Raw genomic sequence first — 15,910 nt, 5'->3', positions numbered from 1 at the left:
TTACTTCTCACTGTCTACCAGGCCGCGTACAAACCAACGCTGCATCAGAAGGACCACCGCGACCGGTGGAATTAAAGTCAGGATCATCGCTGCCATCACCTGATTCCATTGGGTTGGCGCACCTGAGCTAGAGATCATGCTCCTTATCCCAGCCACCGCGGTGCCCATAGAGGTATCGCTGGTAATCAAAATTGGCCAAAGATATTGGTTCCAACCATAGATAAAAGTGATCACAAACAGCGCGGCCAAATTAGTTTTAGATAGTGGCAATACGATATCCCAAAAAAAGCGCATCGCCCCGGCACCGTCAATGCGCGCCGCTTCCAATAGCTCATCGGGCAGGGTCATAAAGAACTGGCGGAATAAGAACGTTGCAGTGGCTGACGCCATCAGCGGCAGGGTCAACCCGGTATAACTGTCGAGCATATTCAGGTTCGCAATCACCTGAATTGTTGGGAAAATACGCACTTCCACCGGCAGCATCAGGGTCAGGAAAATCAACCAAAAAAACAGGTTACGTAGCGGGAAGCGAAAGTAAACGATGGCATAAGCAGACAACATCGACACGGTGATTTTGCCAACAGTAATCGCAAACGCCATCACGAAACTGTTAAACAGCATCAACCCGAAAGGCGCACTGTTATTCCCCACCCCGACATGCCAGATGTGGCTAATGTTCTGCCACAAATAGGGCCCGGGGATCAGGGTCATCGGTACCTGAAACACTTGAGTGTCATCCAGCGACGCGGCAACAAAAGCCACATACAGTGGGAACAGGATCAGTAACACGCCGATAATCAGCATGACGTGACAAAAAATGTCCAGCCCACGACGATTCTCAATCATTGGTAACGCACCTTACGTTCAACAAAACGGAACTGGATAACCGTCAGGCCAATCACCAGTAACATCAGCACCACCGACTGAGCGGCAGAGCTAGATAAGTCCAGGCCAGCAAAGCCTTCGCGATAAATTTTATAAATCAGGGTCGTCGTGGCTTGCATCGGCCCACCGCCCGTCGCCGCATCGATAACGGGGAAAGTATCGAAGAAGGCATAGACCAGATTCACCACCAGCAGGAAGAAACTGACCGGTGAAATCAGCGGCAGCACCAGATTAAAGAAGCGGCGTACTGGTCCGGCGCCGTCAATTGCAGCGGCTTCAACCAATGAGCGCGGAATGGATTGCAGCGCGGCAAGGAAAAACAGGAAGTTATAACTGATTTGCTTCCATACTGAAGCCAACACCACCAAGAACATGGCCTGCCCGCTGTTTTGCGCGTGGTTCCAGTTGTAACCCAATGTGGCAAGGAAATGTGTTATCAACCCCAGCCCCGGATTAAACAGGAAAATCCACAATACAGCAGCGATAGCAGGGGCCACCGCATACGGCAGAATCATTAAGGTTTGATAGATACGGCTGCCGCGCAGAACGTAATCCACCATGGCGGCCAGAAACAGCGAAACAATCAAACCAATACCAGCCACCAACGAGCTAAAAATCAGCGTGGTATAAAACGAAGCCAAATAGTATTCATCCTGAAAAAGCTGAATAAAGTTACTCAGCCCGACAAATTTATTGGAGAGGCCAAAAGGGTCCAACATTTGTACCGAGTACCACAGCGCCTCCCCGGCAGGCCACAGGAAGAAAACAGCGGTAATGGCCAGTTGGGGCAATACCAACAGGTAAGGCAACCAACTACAGGAGAAACCGGGACGGGAAGGTGACATAAAATTAACCGTTTCTCAGATGTGATATTGATTACACCAGCGTGCTAATTGAAAACGTGACGCCCTAATTTAATACCGCACAGTACTATTTGTTGGCGTTATTGGCGCAGGCAGTTTGGGTGCGAACAGTGCACCCAAACTGGCAAGTAGAGTAGCCAAATAACCTTATTGATTAGCTTGTTCAAAGCGGCGTAGTAACACATCACCACGTTTAACGGCGCTATCCAACGCTTCTTGAGCTGTCTTCTTACCGGTCCACACCCCTTCCAACTCTTCATCTACCACGGTACGGATCTGTGGCATGTTGCCCAGACGCAAGCCTTTGGTGTACGGCAATGGCGGTTTGTTCAACATCTGGCGAGTCGCCACGTCAGCACCTGGGTTCTTATCATAGAAACCTTGCTGTTTAGTCAGCTCATAGGCTGCCGTCGTAATCGGTAGGTAACCCGTCTTCTGATGCCATTCAGCAGCAATTTCCGGTTGAGCCAAGTATTGCAGGAATTCAGCGACACCTTTGTAAGTATCTTTATCTTTGCCATCCATCACCCACAGACTGGCACCGCCGATAATGGCGTTTTGTGGTACATTTTTCTCGTCAGAATCGTAAGGCATCATGCCAACGCCATAGTTAAATTTGGCGTAATGGCGAATATCCGCAAGGGAACCTGAAGAAGCAGTGGTAATGGCACAATCACCGTTATAGAACTTGGCAGTGGACTCATCTTTGCGGCCAAAATAGGTGAAATCGCCTTTTTTATTCATATCTGACAGCAACTGGATGTGCTTAATCTGTACTGGCTTATTGAATTCCAGTACCGCATCGGTGCCATCAAAGCCATTGTTACGGCTGGCAATAGGTTGGCCGTGCCAGGCACTGAAGTTTTCAATTTGAATCCAACCCTGCCAGCCGCTGGCGTACCCACAGCTTGAACCCGCAGCGCGCAGTTTTGCAGTATCGGCCGCCAATTCCTGCCATGTTTTTGGCGGTTGATCCGGGTTCAGCCCTGCTTTCTTAAAGGCATCTTTGTTGTAGTACAACACGGGAGTGGAACTGTTAAATGGTTGAGATAATAAGTGACCGGTTTTGGCATCGGTGTAATAACCGGCCACTGTTGGCACAAACACCGATTCATCAAATTTGATATTGGCATCTTTAAATACTTGGAATACCGGCTTAATCGCCTTGCTGGCCATCATGGTGGCAGTGCCCACTTCATACACCTGCAAGATTGCGGGGGCTTTACCCGAGCGAAACGCGGCTATCCCTGCCGCCAGGCTCTGTTCGTAGTTCCCTTTATATACAGGTACGATTTTATAGTCGCTATGGGACTGGTTAAATCGGTCAGCTAATGAATTAACCTCGACACCTAACTCCCCTTCCATCGAATGCCAAAAAGGAATTTCAGTCACTGCCATCGTATTGGCACTAAATGCCAATGTCAGCGCAATACCAAGCGATGTCTTACGAATGATTTTATTAAACATATTGGCCCCTGAATAAATCCGTATAGCTCACATCAATGAATTACTGTGGACAAGTGAGCGAAATAAATCAGTTTTTGTTCGCAAGCAAACATGACACCCTTTCATGACGGAAATATAACAATTACATGACATAAAAATGACATAAAAATAAACAAGACATGTCAAAATCATTAATTACCCCAATAACACAAACCATTATAAAAATAAAATTACCACCATTTAAAAAACAATATTAAATTAAAAAAACTTAAAAACCCACACGTAAACACTAAAAATTCCATCAAGAATAAATATTAATAATATTACACCAGCCATCCATAACAATATTAAATTCAATATAATCAGCACAATAAAATAGGACTAACTCTTACTTGAAAAAATACCATTTAAAATGTTAGTGTTCTTTCCGGCTTATGTGGAAGTGTATTAACATGACTTTTAACACCCTCATTATCATCACCATAAAAGCCACAAGCATCATTAATCCCTTTCCAGTTGGATAAGGATTTTATATATAACGGACTATCAGGTATTTAATAATGAAAAAGACGCTACTTTCTATTATTACTATGGCGATATTAACCACCAGTGTTAGCGCCAATGCGAATGTAATGACAAGTTTACAATCTGGTATAAATAACGCTCAAATTCAAGGTATTCAGAGTATGAATCAGTCTGATCAGAGTGTATATTTCAAACCTGCATTAACGAAAGAGATTACGGTTGAATTAGAAGTACCTCAAATAGTCAAATTTTCCAAATCAAATGGTGACGAACTGAGTTTAATTAAACTTAGCATGAACTCCACCATGAACTCATACAAGGCGACAGAGAACATCCGAGTAGAATCTAATGGCGACAGTAAAGTTCGTATTGGCCTTGGAAAACCATTTGATTTAGTGTCTAACAATGGTTCAAGAATACAATCTACCCCTACCGTAATGATAGGTAATACGATGCTGAGTAGAGCTGCTAATGTTGGGCTTGGTGGTCATATGGCAACATTCCCCTTAACTAACTCAGTACTCGATACCACTCTAGACATTAGCGTAAACGGCAACGGACTTAAGTCTGCCGAAGTATACACTGGCACACTTAATCTAGTTATTGAAACGGCTGCATAACTCAGTAAAACATTATAATTTCCTTATTATTAACACATACAGTCAGGGGGTAAACTCCTGGCTGCATGCTCCTTTGAACCAAAAACATAACGTAATGGTGTAACCAGAACCATTACCATAGAAATATATTATTCAAAGGGAGAAGGCATATCGCAATAGTAGTTAACAGTGGAATGGAATCCTATGACAAACAATCTAATAATTAATAAGGCCACTTTACTTTTTTTATTACTTGCTACAATTATTTCAGCACAGGCAGAAGAGATAACGATCGAACAATTAATACCTGTTGGTTTTTCCGCTGTGGAAGAAAATAATACACTACAATTACTGGGTATATTAGAGGGCAAAACATTACCCAGTCCATTTTTTTTCTCGAAAAAAAAACAGCAGTTAAGTTTTGATCAACAACAATATCGCAACAACCATATTGATGAACAATCAATTATTCTATTAGAAAATATTTTACCCCAAATACCTTATTTGCAATGCCAGAATGGCTGCGATTATATCTTATCTAATCATCGCGTCACCGTAGATAAGGTCAATAATGTAGTAACGGTAACCAATAACAGCAACCGTTATTTAATGCCTGTCACCACTTGGGGATTGGTCCATAATCAATCCTTTGACCTGCGTATGACTGCAGAAAATTACCGCGCTATTTCAGGCCGAGGGCAAGGATATATTGGTCTACCCTTGCAATCTTTTGGCTTCGCTAATTGGTTTTATAACACTAGCCGTTCAAAAAACAGTTATCACGCCACACACCAGCCCCAATATCAACAGCAAACTCAAATAGGTATCGATAGTTGGTATTTGCAAAAGAACTTCCAAGCACACTACCTACGGGCAGGTAAACAAAATAATCTGGATAACAGTGCTGGCAGCATTCATACCCTGATTAACCCTGCTTTAGACCAATTCGTGACGCTGGGTAGCCAAAGTTACTTAACTATTAATAAGCCCTCCGCGGGCAGCTTAGTGCTATATGCCACCAGCGATGGCGATTTCGAAATCTATCGCGATAACCAACTTATCCGCCGAATCCCTGCCCAACTGGGCCGTAATGAAATTGATTACAACCAACTTCCCGGCGGCTATTACAACGTTGAGGTCCGGTTAGTCGACCGTACAGGGAAAGTCGTCAGCCAGGAAAGCCAAACCATCAGTAATATTAACACTCAAACCAATAATGGCTGGTTCCTGACTATGGGTAAAGGAATGGCGCGTAGCCATAGCTCTCCCCACCTGATGCAGTTTGGCCGCAGTATGAACCTGCAAAGCGTGCAAGCTAATATCACGCTACTCAAAGATAGCGCCAGCCACTGGGCAGCAGAAGGGAATATTTCGCGCCCCTTTATTTTTTCTGATCTCGACCTTACCCCTGCTCTGGGCGTGATGTCTGGCGAAAAACGTGATGGCGGATATCTGCGCATAACCGGTGGAAGCACCGTACTAGGATATGCCTCTGTATCCCGTTATCAAACACCAGGTGTGTCTATATACGCACCAAATGCGGGTAGCACATCAGCTTCTTATAGTCGCCAATTGGGGCCAATCCAACTGAGCTATCAATTCAATCAATTTAGCACCAGCCAGCAGCACCGTATCCAAAGCCGCTGGGACTGGCGACGGCCGCAATATAACCTTGCGCTGTCCCTTGGTGTACAAAAAGGCGGGCAATGGAACAACCAGAATAATTACGGTGTATTTCTTAATACCACACTCTCCTTTCTCAAAAGCAGCGCCAGCATCAACAGTGCCTATGATCAGCAGCAGTTGGTTACCAGTGCCAGTTATCAAAAAGAATTTAACGATAACTATGGCAACAGCACCTTGGGTATTGATGGCAGTGCCAGTGGGAAAACATCCAGCATCGGCAGCTTTGCTCATCGCAGTGGCAGCCGTGGTGATGTATCGGCACGAATGGGAGTTGATAACAAGATAGCCAATGGCAGCATCAGTTATAGCGGCATGCTGGCTATCAGCCCGCAAGGCATGGCATTAGGCCGCAGCAGCTACAGCGGAACCGCATTACTGATAGAGACACCGGACTTAGCTGGCACGCCATATAGCTTCAATGCGGAAGGCCATCCGATAACCGGCGCGGGTACTTACGCTATACCGATTCCACGGTATCAGGACCGTTTCTTTGTGCAAACACATATCGAACGCAATGACCTGGATATGAATATTCAGTTACCCGTCAATATTGCTCGCGCCCATCCTGGGCAAGTTTTTTCCAGTAAGGCCGATATCACATTGAACCTGCTTTACAGCGGTTTTCTCAAGGATGAGCACGGGCAACCTGTTAGCGGGGTTATTCAGGAAACTGGAGATACCGTCCACCCCAATGGACTATTTTCTATTCACTCTCGTGCCAAGCTGAAAAATATTCAGGTTCAAAACCACTTAGCCCGTTACCGCTGCAATATGAGCCAGCAACGCGATCATATTTATCTTTGTCACTTAGATTAATACCAACAGGAATTGTTATGAAATATGCCTATTTACTCTCCACTATCGCCTTCTTGTTGGTACCGATTACCGCCACTTATGCGCAGTTAGTGGCTATCCCTACCCGTACCACAGTGGAATCACTGGACCAACACCGGACAATCCAAGTCTATAACAGCGGTGATAAGCCACTGTATCTGGATATCACACTACAACGAGTAGACAACCCCGGGGTGCATCCTGAACAGAAAACACTGATAAGTGATATCTCGCAGCCTGAAATGATTTTTAACCCCAACCGGATTACTTTAGGACCGAAACAGAAGCGTAATATTAGACTATTGCCCTTAAAATCTCCGACGCAGGAAACGCTGTATCGGCTGTATATCAACCCGGTAGTCGATATCAAAGCTGTCGGTCAGCATGAGGACAAAAGCAAAATCCATGCTCCCATGACCATCAGTATTGGTTATGGTGTGTTGATTCATCATGTACCCCCTTTAACTGCACAGACTCGTCACTGGCAGCATCAATGCTTGCCGGGCGGTCATCTCATGCTTACCTCCAGCGGCACGGTTCATAGCAAATTTGAGCAACTGAACTCCGGCGACAAGACAGATAGCCTGAATCTATATCCCGGAACCCCCATCACCCTGTCAACCAAACGACTCAGCGGTAAGGTAGATAATGAAACGTTTACTGTTCATTGCGGCTAGCCTCCTGCCGCCCTCGGTTTTCAGTGCCATAGATATTCAGCCACATGTGCTGGAAATAGAGCAGGAAAGTACGGTGGTGACAGTAACTAATTACGGTTTAGACCCTGAGTACGTGACAGTTCAACTGTACCAGCTTAATAACCCAGGTGAGTCGCCAGAACAAGAATCACTAACCTCGGTAGGCGAACAGCGACATCCCGCACTATTTGCATTCCCAGCAAAACTGACTCTGGGACCAAAGCAGAGTGGGAGAATATTTCTTAAAGCACTTAGCACGCCGGATAAAGAGCAGGTATATCGACTCGCAGTAGTACCGGTTAATAACTTGCAAGTTACCGGTGGCCATACTGCCGTGTTGGGGGTGCAGTTAAGTTATATGGGATTGGTCAGGCATCTGGCGGCATCACCGCAACCCCAGTGGGCACACCGCTGTCTTGACGGGGGGATGGTGTTGGAGAATACCGGTAACACCCGCCTACAGTGGCGTCAGTTGAAAACCCAGGAACAGGATATAGAGGACTTTAATCTCTATCCCGACCAACATCGGCAGCTGGCGGTCAGTGATGTACGAGGAATGATCGAGGATAAGCCCTTCAACTTGCGATGTATCGCAGGGTAAAGATAAGGAACATTATGAATATCATAAAAATCATCGCCCTATCCCTATTACTCCCCTCACAGGCAAGGGCAGATTCAATTCCTCTGGGGAATATCGATGTCAGGTTAGAAGTGACAGCACACCCCAGGATCGAGGTTGAAAAGCCACAAGGGGGTTGGTATAGCAGTATAAAACTGGAAAGTAGCCCCGAAAATCACTTGCTGTATCAAAAGGAACTCCCAGTAGTCGTCAAGCTACGCAGGCAAGAAGGATTTCGAATTTCGGTGAAAAATCCACTGATACTGACTCGTCACTCTACTGTATTGACGGGAGCAGATCAGGCATTCTCCCCCGCGCAAGTGCGCTGGGGCACGGATCGCGCCAACCTGCGCGTGTTATCAGCCATCCCTGAGACATTCAACATAACCCAGGGTAGAACCCGCCAAACCAGTACCGACTATATATTACATATTTCAGCATTAGCGCCCAGTGGGCCAAATTCCGCAGGGAAATATCATGGGCAGCTAACATTAATATTTGAAACGAATAGCTGAAATAAATAACTGATAGTCATGGAGAGATAATCAAGTGAATGTTAAATACAGACTATTCCTTATGGGGCTATTATTGCTAATAATTCAGCCTATAGCTATGGCAAACCTCTATTTTTATCCCTACACCCAACAATACTCTAATTGCAAAATCAAACTAAACGCTGATGACAGCGTGGAGGTTTATTTTCGGGCGATGCTGAAAGATTTATATTCCTCATCAGGAACAATGGTAAATGGAAAGCATATATTAGCCTGGGGAAAATTACTAAATATCCCAACTGATGAGATGAGAAATATCGGGTTACCTAACCGGCGTGCGCTCCTGTCACTTTATTTCTATAAAGCTGATGGTTCACGAGATTTCAGTATTCAATTTAATGATATCACTAATCTTTCGCTCAATGGCGAAGCGCCCTCAGATTCGAATGATAATACTCAGGAAATACTGTTCAACCGTGATCTCAAATCATCACCCTTTGACAAGAAGTATTACTATGTTTCATTCAAGGTTGCCGCACATGTCCTCAAGGATATCAGAATCGGTGCAACTGTAGGAGGTGCGATCCATTACAAAGGGCAATATCACTCATTAATGTCATCTACTGGCGTTTCCTTTGGTCAGAATGGCAAACAATGCACACTCTTTAATCCTCAGGCAGACGTGGCACCAGAAGCCCTTAAAATTGATCCTAAATTCCGTATGGACGCAAAAACATGGCAATTGAAGTCTTTCGATTTAGATGAATTACTTGAGAAAATTGAGCGCGGCGCTAAAGGGAAAAGCGTACACGCGCCATTGATTAATCCAGTAGGTAACCGTTTTTGTATCCGCTATCGCGCCACCGGGATTCAACGGACGCGTTATATGATTAGCGCCACCAACCGAAATGGATTAGCAGCAAACACTGTACATTTTCAGTTAAAGGAAGCTGAGAGTGATAAGACCATCGGTTATACCGTGGAATTTCAAAGCCAAGCAGGTAATACGAAAAACTTTTTACTGCCAAAAGAGAAAAAGTTTATTCAGTTGAGAAATGATAATAACGGTGAAATGTGCTGGTCACCACGCATACGGCTTTATAATACCAAGACAACCGATAAAGGAAGTTATAGCGATACACTCAATTTCACTATTACACCACAGGCATGATGCCGAACAGCTAGAAGATAGCTTTATGATTAGCTAATAACTAAGGCCCGGAAACGGGCCTTCATAGATAATGAAAAACGACGATTTAACCGCCCAGATAAGCTGAACGCACGGCTTCATTAGCTAACAACGCAGCCCCCGTGTCCTCCAGAACAATACGACCATTCTCTAGTACATAGCCACGATCTGCTAACTTCAAAGCCTGATTCGCATTCTGCTCAACGAGGAAAATAGTCATCCCTTCTTCTCGTAATTGTTGAATAGTATCAAATATTTGCAGAATAATTATCGGTGCTAATCCTAATGAAGGTTCATCCAGTAACAGTAATTTTGGCTGGCTCATCAAGGCACGGCCTATCGCCAACATCTGTTGCTCGCCACCAGACATGGTTCCTGCTCGCTGAGCCCGACGTTCAAATAATCGCGGGAACAAGTCGTAAACCCGTTCAATACGTTGCTGATATTGCTGACGATCAGCGAAAAATCCCCCCATCGCCAGATTTTCTTCAACCGTCATCCGGGAAAATACCCGTCGGCCTTCAGGAACAATCGCAATCGCCTCACGCATAATGCGTGCGGTCTGCCAATCCGTAATATTCTGCTCACCAAAAACAATACTGCCCTCGGTCGCACGAGGCTCACCACACAATGTCCCCAACAGTGTGGTTTTACCCGCACCGTTAGCACCAATCAGTGTAACGATCTCACCTTGTTGAATATGCAGGCTAACCTGATGCAATGCCTGAATTTTGCCGTAATGGGCTGAAACGTTATTAAATGACAACATGTTATGTTTATGCCTCGCCCACTTTTTATTTACCCAAAAATACTTCTACTTAAAAATAAGTTATTCGCCCAAATAGGCCCGGATCACATCCGGGTTATTACGGATTTCGCTGGGTGTGCCTTGTGCTAACGGCGTTCCCTGATTGACCACATAAATGCGATCAGAAATTCCCATCACCAGTTTCATATCATGTTCGATTAACAATACCGAGACTTGGTGTTGGTCACGTAACTCCATAATCAACTGATTCAGTTCATCAGTCTCTTTGGGGTTCAATCCCGCAGCGGGCTCATCTAACATCAATAGCTCAGGGCGAGTCACCATGCAGCGGGCAATTTCCAGACGACGCTGCTGACCATAGGCCAAATTCCCCGCCTGTCGGTTTGCCAGCTCTAATAGGCCGACACGCTCCAACCAAGTGGCTGCACGCTCCAACGCGTCGGCCTCTGCTCGCCGAAAACCGGGGGTTTTCAGCAAACCGGCAAAAACCCCACTTTTAAGGTGCTGATGCTGAGCCACCAGCAGGTTCTCCACCACCGTCATTTCACGGAACAGACGCACATGCTGGAAAGTACGAATCACCCCCATTCGGGCAATCATCTGGCCGGGCAGCCCTTCAAGATGACGATCACGTAACTTAATCGTGCCGCCAGTCGGGCGGTAAAAACCGGTTAGGCAGTTAAAAATTGTGGTCTTACCTGCCCCATTAGGGCCAATCAGCGAGACAATCTCACCCTGATTGAGGGTCAGACCCACATTGTTCACCGCCAGTAACCCACCAAAACGCATGGACAGCCCTTCAACTGCTAACAAAGGTTGCGTATTCATACCTGCTCCCCTTTTTTAGCTTTTATCTCTGCGACTTTTAGCTTTAGCTGTGGCCGTTTCATTGGCAGCAACCCTTGTGGACGCCAAATCATCATCAGTACCATCAATGCACCTAACAGCAACATACTGTAAGCATTGAGGTCACGCATTAATTCCCGCGAAACCACCAGCAATACCGCCGCCAGGATGACCGCGAACTGCGACCCCATGCCACCTAACACCACAATCGCTAGCACGAAAGCCGATTCAACAAAGGTGAAGGATTCAGGACTAACGAAACCCTGTCGGGCGGCAAACAAAGTACCGGCAAAACCAGCAAACGCGGCACTGATAGTAAATGCGGTCAGTTTGATTTTGGTTGGGCTAAGGCCCAATGAGCGGCAGGCGATTTCATCTTCACGCAATGCTTCCCATGCTCGGCCCAGCGGCATACGCAGCAGTCGATTGATCACAAACAAGGTCAGGATCACTAATAACAACGCCACCATATACAAGAAAATGATACGGTCACTAGGATCATAAGTCAGGCCAAAGAAGTTGTGGAAAGTATCCCAACCGCCATCCTTCGCAGTGCGGCTGAACTCTAAACCAAATAGTGTTGGTTTTGGAATTTGGCTAATCCCATTCGGGCCACCGGTGATTTCCGTATTATTGAGCAGCAAAATACGTACAATTTCACCAAAACCCAAAGTGACAATCGCCAGGTAATCCCCCCGCAAACGTAATACTGGGAAGCCCAACAAGAAGCCAGACAGTGCTGCGACTATGCCAGCCAGCGGTAAACTCTCCCAAAAACCTAAACCGTAATAGTGATTCAACAGCGCATAGGTATAGGCACCAATGGCATAAAATCCACCGTAGCCTAGTACCAGCAGGCCAGATAGCCCCACGACAACGTTCAATCCCAACCCCAACATGACATAAATCAACGTCAGGGTCGCAATATCCACTGAACCTCTGGAGACCAGGAACGGCCAGGCGATTGCGGCGATAATAATTGCTGCGGCTAATAGTTTTTGACGGGGGCTGGTGCCATCAAAACTAGGCAATACCCATGCCGGACCAGAGACTTTTTTAATACCTTGCTGGATGTACGGGCGCACCAGTTGGAAGAAAAACACCACGATACAACCCGCGCCAATCCACAGCCAGCGGACTTCTGCCGCCCCTTGCACAATGAGTTTGGTGCCGTCTAACTGCAACTGCAAACCCATTACAAACGAGGCAAGGACGAAGAGCACAAAACTGGAAATAATGGCATTAACAAAGTTGAGTTGTTTCATACTTTTTCAACCTCTGGACGGCCTAAGATCCCAGTAGGCATAACAAGCAGCACCACAATCAGCAATGCGAATGAAACTGCATCTTTGTATTCAGTGCTTAGATAAGCAGAAGTTAATGCTTCAGCCACACCCAGAATCAAGCCACCGATCATCGCGCCAGGAATACTACCAATGCCACCCAATACGGCTGCGGTGAAGGCTTTCATACCGGCCATAAAACCAATATATGGGTTGATAACCCCATAGAACTGGCCAAGTAATACCCCTGCCACGGCGGCCATCAATGCCCCGATAACAAAGGTCAGCGAGATAACCCGGTCAGTATTAATACCCAGCAGGCTCGCCATTTTTAAGTCTTCAGCACAGGCACGGCAGGCACGCCCCATACGGGAATAGCGGATAAATAAGGTTAATGCCAGCATCGCCAAGAAAGTGACTACCCAGATGGTCAGTTGCATGGTGCTGATGGTCGCGGCAAACCCATTGGTTTCTGCCAAAGTCCATTGCCCAGTCACCAAACTCGGTAGTGCTAAATCCCGTGAGCCTTGCGTCAGGCTGACGTAGTTTTGCAGGAAGATTGACATCCCAATCGCCGAGATCAGTGCAATCAAACGCTTGGAGCTACGAACCGGCTTATAGGCCACCCGTTCAATACTCCAACCATAAGCACTGGCGATCACGATAGAGACGAGAAAAGCAGAGCCGATCAATAACCAGCTAGCGTCGATCCCCATCATCATCAATGCGGCGATCACGATAAACGAAACGTAGCTGCCGATCATATACACTTCGCCGTGAGCAAAGTTGATCATGCCGATAATGCCGTACACCATGGTATAACCAATGGCGATCAGCGCATACGTGCTGCCCAACGTAACACCGTTGAACATCTGTTGCAGAAAATAAAGAAACTGCTCTGACATACCCTAACCCTTTGATTCACTTGCCTGGCTGCCCTAGCCAACTGCGCCAAATCTACTGTGTGCAGAGAGGAAAATCCCCCCGAAACATGGGGGGATGCAGTTGGTAAAAGGGGCCGGGTTGCTGCGGGAGCAACCCTACAACTTAATGATTCTAATATTATTGTTATTTGACCGCAGTTGAAGAACCATCTGCGTGCCATTCAAAAATACCGAATTCAAACCCTTTCAAATCGCCTTTTTCATCCCAACTCAATGGCCCCATCACTGTTTCAACCGGCTTACCGGTTTTCAGATCTTTGACCAAATCAGCCGGCTCTTGGCTGCCGCTACGTTCCATTGCTGTGGTTAGCGATTGCAATGCAGCATAGGTTGTCCAAACAAACGGACCGGTTGGGTCAAGTTTCTTCGCTTTCAGCGCATCAACAATAGGCTGGTTAGTTGGCACCTGATCATAACGTTTCGGTAATGTCACCAGCATGCCTTCAGAAGCGTCACCAGCGATATTAGATAGTGAGGAGTTACCAACACCCTCTGGCCCCATAAAGCGAGCTGTCAGACCTGCTTGCTTCGCCTGACGCAGGATCTGCCCCATCTCTGGGTAGTAACCACCAAAGTAGACGAAATCGACATTCTCTTTCTTCAGACGAGCCACCAACGTAGAGAAATCTTTATCACCCGCGGTCACGCCTTCAAACAGCACCACTTCGGTACCTTGCTTTTTCAAGCTGTCACGTACAGAACGCGCCAAGCCTTCACCGTACTGCTGCTTATCGTGTACCACTGCAATACGTTTAGGCTTAATAGTCTCAATGATATATTTGGCAGCGGTTGGGCCTTGATCAGAATCCAAACCGGTGGTGCGCATGATCATTTTGTAACCACGCGTGGTCAGATCGGCATTGGTTGCAGCAGGAGTGATCATAATCACACCTTCATCTTCATAAATGTCTGAAGCAGGCTGAGTTGAAGAAGAGCACAGATGGCCGATAACATAACGAATACCGTCGTTAATGACTTTGTTGGCAACGGCGACAGCTTGTTTCGGGTCGCAGGCATCATCGTATTCCACGCCAACCAGTTTATCGCCTTTGATTCCACCTTTGGCATTGATATCAGCAATAGCCTGACGTGCGCCGGTAAATTCCATGTCACCATATTGGGCAACCGGGCCTGACATCGCGCCAACAATGGCGACTTTAATGTCTTTAGCCAGTACAGAGTGGCTCATCGCCATTGCTATACACCCAGCCAGCAACACTTTACCTTTTGTTAATTTCATCCGCGAATTCCCCATCTGTCATTGTGAACGTGCTTGTTGTGTCGGTCTTAACGTTTTATCGAATGTAACGTTTTATTCATAAGTAATAATGATTTAGTCTCAAAAGTAATAGATTTCTCTAATAAGACTTTATTTTTCATGTCATTAAACAGGAGTTTTATGCTGCAAATCAACTAGGACAAGCAGAAACAAGCGGTGTAAACAGCATAAAATTAGGATTAAATTGAATGGGTTTTACTCAAATGATAGTGGGTTGTGCTGGTTATGTGATCTTTTACTCCGGTAAAACTCGGAAAATGCAGTAGCGAAAAAACATTTTCCGCCGTGAACGTACAGAAAAACTTACACAACGCTCTGGTCTGTGATCTAGTACAATAAACCACAGCCCCATTACCCTTACTTTTTTGTGGTCTCTCGACGATGAAACTGACTATTGAACGATTAACAACCCTTACTCATCAGGATCTTATCGATTTAGCGAAGATCTGGCCTGAACAACAGCCAACGCTCTGGCAGCAGTGGATTAACGATGGTAAGCCGCTGTTTGGCGCGCGTTTTAACGAGCGTCTATTAGGTGCAGTCAAAATCACGGTGAATGGTCAGCAGGCTGAGTTTCAGGATTTGTATGTCAGAGAGGTGACTCGTCGCCGTGGCGTGGGATTATATTTGATCGAAGAAACGCAGCGTCAGTTACCGACAGTACAGCACTGGCAACTTAAGGATGAGCAGGTTATAGCCGAACAACATGAGGCGATGGATGGTTTTATGCACGCCTGTGGTTTTAGCCGTGGCACACAAGGCTGGCACAAATAGCCAGTATCAATAAAATAGCGATCTCAGCTCATTTGGTTTTGCTAGATAAAGCGGGTTTTGCTAAATAAATTTTGTTGATGAAGAGTGCCAAAAAAGCAAAAGGGCGACATTAATAAATAATATCGCCCTTCATGTTACGTCATATCCCGTTGTAACCTAACATCACAGTTGTGTTTAGCT

Annotated in this window: 15 protein-coding genes; 7 read left to right on the top strand and 8 right to left on the bottom strand. The window is 46.0% G+C overall.

Annotated elements, in window-relative coordinates; translation table 11 throughout:
- From A6J66_018425 to A6J66_018415, 3 genes are all read right to left on the bottom strand, one after another.
- Window positions 1–846 carry a sn-glycerol-3-phosphate ABC transporter permease UgpE gene (locus A6J66_018425; GenBank protein PNM25971.1) on the bottom strand — a complete coding sequence of 282 codons (846 nt, stop codon included), beginning with the start codon at window positions 844–846 and terminating at the stop codon, window positions 1–3.
- Entirely contained in the window at window positions 843–1,730 is an 888-nt protein-coding gene (locus tag A6J66_018420) for a sn-glycerol-3-phosphate ABC transporter permease UgpA (protein ID PNM25970.1), read from the bottom strand. Before A6J66_018420 ends, A6J66_018425 begins: the two co-directional genes overlap by 4 nt.
- A 165-nt stretch (window positions 1,731–1,895) precedes the next feature.
- Window positions 1,896–3,215, bottom strand: a complete 1,320-nt coding sequence (locus tag A6J66_018415) for a sn-glycerol-3-phosphate ABC transporter substrate-binding protein UgpB (protein PNM25969.1) — start codon at window positions 3,213–3,215, stop codon at window positions 1,896–1,898.
- 539 nt (window positions 3,216–3,754) lie between these two features.
- On the opposite strand from A6J66_018415, the gene A6J66_018410 reads away from it, so the two are divergent.
- The 6 genes from A6J66_018410 (at window position 3,755) to A6J66_018385 (ending at window position 9,817) form a co-directional block, all read left to right on the top strand.
- Entirely contained in the window at window positions 3,755–4,339 is a 585-nt protein-coding gene (locus A6J66_018410; GenBank protein ID PNM25968.1) for a hypothetical protein, read from the top strand.
- Between the two features lie 168 nt (window positions 4,340–4,507).
- Window positions 4,508–6,820 (top strand): alpha-related fimbriae usher protein, encoded by a 2,313-nt coding sequence (locus tag A6J66_018405; GenBank protein PNM25967.1) that lies wholly within the window; start codon window positions 4,508–4,510, stop codon window positions 6,818–6,820.
- Between the two features lie 17 nt (window positions 6,821–6,837).
- A complete protein-coding gene (locus A6J66_018400) occupies window positions 6,838–7,515 on the top strand; it encodes a pilus assembly protein (protein ID PNM25966.1) in 678 nt (225 codons plus the stop codon).
- Window positions 7,487–8,134 (top strand): hypothetical protein, encoded by a 648-nt coding sequence (locus A6J66_018395; protein PNM25965.1) that lies wholly within the window; start codon window positions 7,487–7,489, stop codon window positions 8,132–8,134. The genes A6J66_018400 and A6J66_018395 overlap by 29 nt, the downstream gene beginning before the upstream one ends.
- A gap of 14 nt (window positions 8,135–8,148) precedes the next feature.
- Complete coding sequence (locus tag A6J66_018390) at window positions 8,149–8,667, top strand: fimbrial protein (GenBank protein ID PNM25964.1); 519 nt, start codon at window positions 8,149–8,151, stop codon at window positions 8,665–8,667.
- 61 nt (window positions 8,668–8,728) lie between these two features.
- Window positions 8,729–9,817 (top strand): hypothetical protein, encoded by a 1,089-nt coding sequence (locus A6J66_018385; GenBank protein ID PNM25963.1) that lies wholly within the window; start codon window positions 8,729–8,731, stop codon window positions 9,815–9,817.
- Window positions 9,818–9,902: 85 nt separating this feature from the next.
- On the opposite strand, the gene A6J66_018380 is transcribed toward A6J66_018385, so the two are convergent.
- The 5 genes from A6J66_018380 to A6J66_018360 all read right to left on the bottom strand — a co-directional run bounded on the left by A6J66_018380 (window position 9,903) and on the right by A6J66_018360 (window position 14,917).
- Complete coding sequence (locus A6J66_018380) at window positions 9,903–10,604, bottom strand: high-affinity branched-chain amino acid ABC transporter ATP-binding protein LivF (protein ID PNM25962.1); 702 nt, start codon at window positions 10,602–10,604, stop codon at window positions 9,903–9,905.
- A gap of 60 nt (window positions 10,605–10,664) precedes the next feature.
- The gene (livG, locus tag A6J66_018375) at window positions 10,665–11,432 is read right to left on the bottom strand and encodes an ABC transporter ATP-binding protein (protein PNM25961.1); all 768 of its coding nucleotides are present in this window, start codon (window positions 11,430–11,432) and stop codon (window positions 10,665–10,667) included.
- Window positions 11,429–12,715 carry a high-affinity branched-chain amino acid ABC transporter permease LivM gene (livM, locus tag A6J66_018370; GenBank protein PNM25960.1) on the bottom strand — a complete coding sequence of 429 codons (1,287 nt, stop codon included), beginning with the start codon at window positions 12,713–12,715 and terminating at the stop codon, window positions 11,429–11,431. The genes livG and livM overlap by 4 nt, the downstream gene beginning before the upstream one ends.
- Window positions 12,712–13,638 (bottom strand): high-affinity branched-chain amino acid ABC transporter permease LivH, encoded by a 927-nt coding sequence (locus A6J66_018365; GenBank protein PNM25959.1) that lies wholly within the window; start codon window positions 13,636–13,638, stop codon window positions 12,712–12,714. The genes livM and A6J66_018365 overlap by 4 nt, the downstream gene beginning before the upstream one ends.
- Before the next feature lie 163 nt (window positions 13,639–13,801).
- Complete coding sequence (locus A6J66_018360; protein PNM25958.1) at window positions 13,802–14,917, bottom strand: branched-chain amino acid ABC transporter substrate-binding protein; 1,116 nt, start codon at window positions 14,915–14,917, stop codon at window positions 13,802–13,804.
- Between the two features lie 420 nt (window positions 14,918–15,337).
- Between A6J66_018360 and panM the strand changes: the two genes are divergently transcribed.
- The gene (panM, locus tag A6J66_018355) at window positions 15,338–15,730 is read left to right on the top strand and encodes an aspartate 1-decarboxylase autocleavage activator PanM (protein ID PNM25957.1); all 393 of its coding nucleotides are present in this window, start codon (window positions 15,338–15,340) and stop codon (window positions 15,728–15,730) included.
- The last annotated feature ends 180 nt before the right edge of the window (window positions 15,731–15,910 follow it).

The sequence above is a fragment of the Yersinia enterocolitica genome, assembly GCA_002082245.2.
In the GTDB taxonomy this organism is placed as follows: domain Bacteria; phylum Pseudomonadota; class Gammaproteobacteria; order Enterobacterales; family Enterobacteriaceae; genus Yersinia; species Yersinia enterocolitica_E.
This window is presented reverse-complemented; position numbering and strand designations above follow the sequence as displayed.

What these genes read in the sequence shown, in the direction of transcription:
- A6J66_018425 (PNM25971.1), bottom strand. Translation starts at nt 846, where the DNA reads ATGATTGAGAATCGTCGTGGGCTGGACATTTTTTGTCACGTCATGCTG.
- A6J66_018420 (PNM25970.1), bottom strand. Translation starts at nt 1,730, where the DNA reads ATGTCACCTTCCCGTCCCGGTTTCTCCTGTAGTTGGTTGCCTTACCTG.
- A6J66_018415 (PNM25969.1), bottom strand. Translation starts at nt 3,215, where the DNA reads ATGTTTAATAAAATCATTCGTAAGACATCGCTTGGTATTGCGCTGACA.
- A6J66_018410 (PNM25968.1), top strand. Translation starts at nt 3,755, where the DNA reads ATGAAAAAGACGCTACTTTCTATTATTACTATGGCGATATTAACCACC.
- A6J66_018400 (PNM25966.1), top strand. Translation starts at nt 6,838, where the DNA reads ATGAAATATGCCTATTTACTCTCCACTATCGCCTTCTTGTTGGTACCG.
- A6J66_018395 (PNM25965.1), top strand. Translation starts at nt 7,487, where the DNA reads ATGAAACGTTTACTGTTCATTGCGGCTAGCCTCCTGCCGCCCTCGGTT.
- A6J66_018390 (PNM25964.1), top strand. Translation starts at nt 8,149, where the DNA reads ATGAATATCATAAAAATCATCGCCCTATCCCTATTACTCCCCTCACAG.
- A6J66_018385 (PNM25963.1), top strand. Translation starts at nt 8,729, where the DNA reads ATGGGGCTATTATTGCTAATAATTCAGCCTATAGCTATGGCAAACCTC.
- A6J66_018380 (PNM25962.1), bottom strand. Translation starts at nt 10,604, where the DNA reads ATGTTGTCATTTAATAACGTTTCAGCCCATTACGGCAAAATTCAGGCA.
- livG (PNM25961.1), bottom strand. Translation starts at nt 11,432, where the DNA reads ATGAATACGCAACCTTTGTTAGCAGTTGAAGGGCTGTCCATGCGTTTT.
- livM (PNM25960.1), bottom strand. Translation starts at nt 12,715, where the DNA reads ATGAAACAACTCAACTTTGTTAATGCCATTATTTCCAGTTTTGTGCTC.
- A6J66_018365 (PNM25959.1), bottom strand. Translation starts at nt 13,638, where the DNA reads ATGTCAGAGCAGTTTCTTTATTTTCTGCAACAGATGTTCAACGGTGTT.
- A6J66_018360 (PNM25958.1), bottom strand. Translation starts at nt 14,917, where the DNA reads ATGAAATTAACAAAAGGTAAAGTGTTGCTGGCTGGGTGTATAGCAATG.
- panM (PNM25957.1), top strand. Translation starts at nt 15,338, where the DNA reads ATGAAACTGACTATTGAACGATTAACAACCCTTACTCATCAGGATCTT.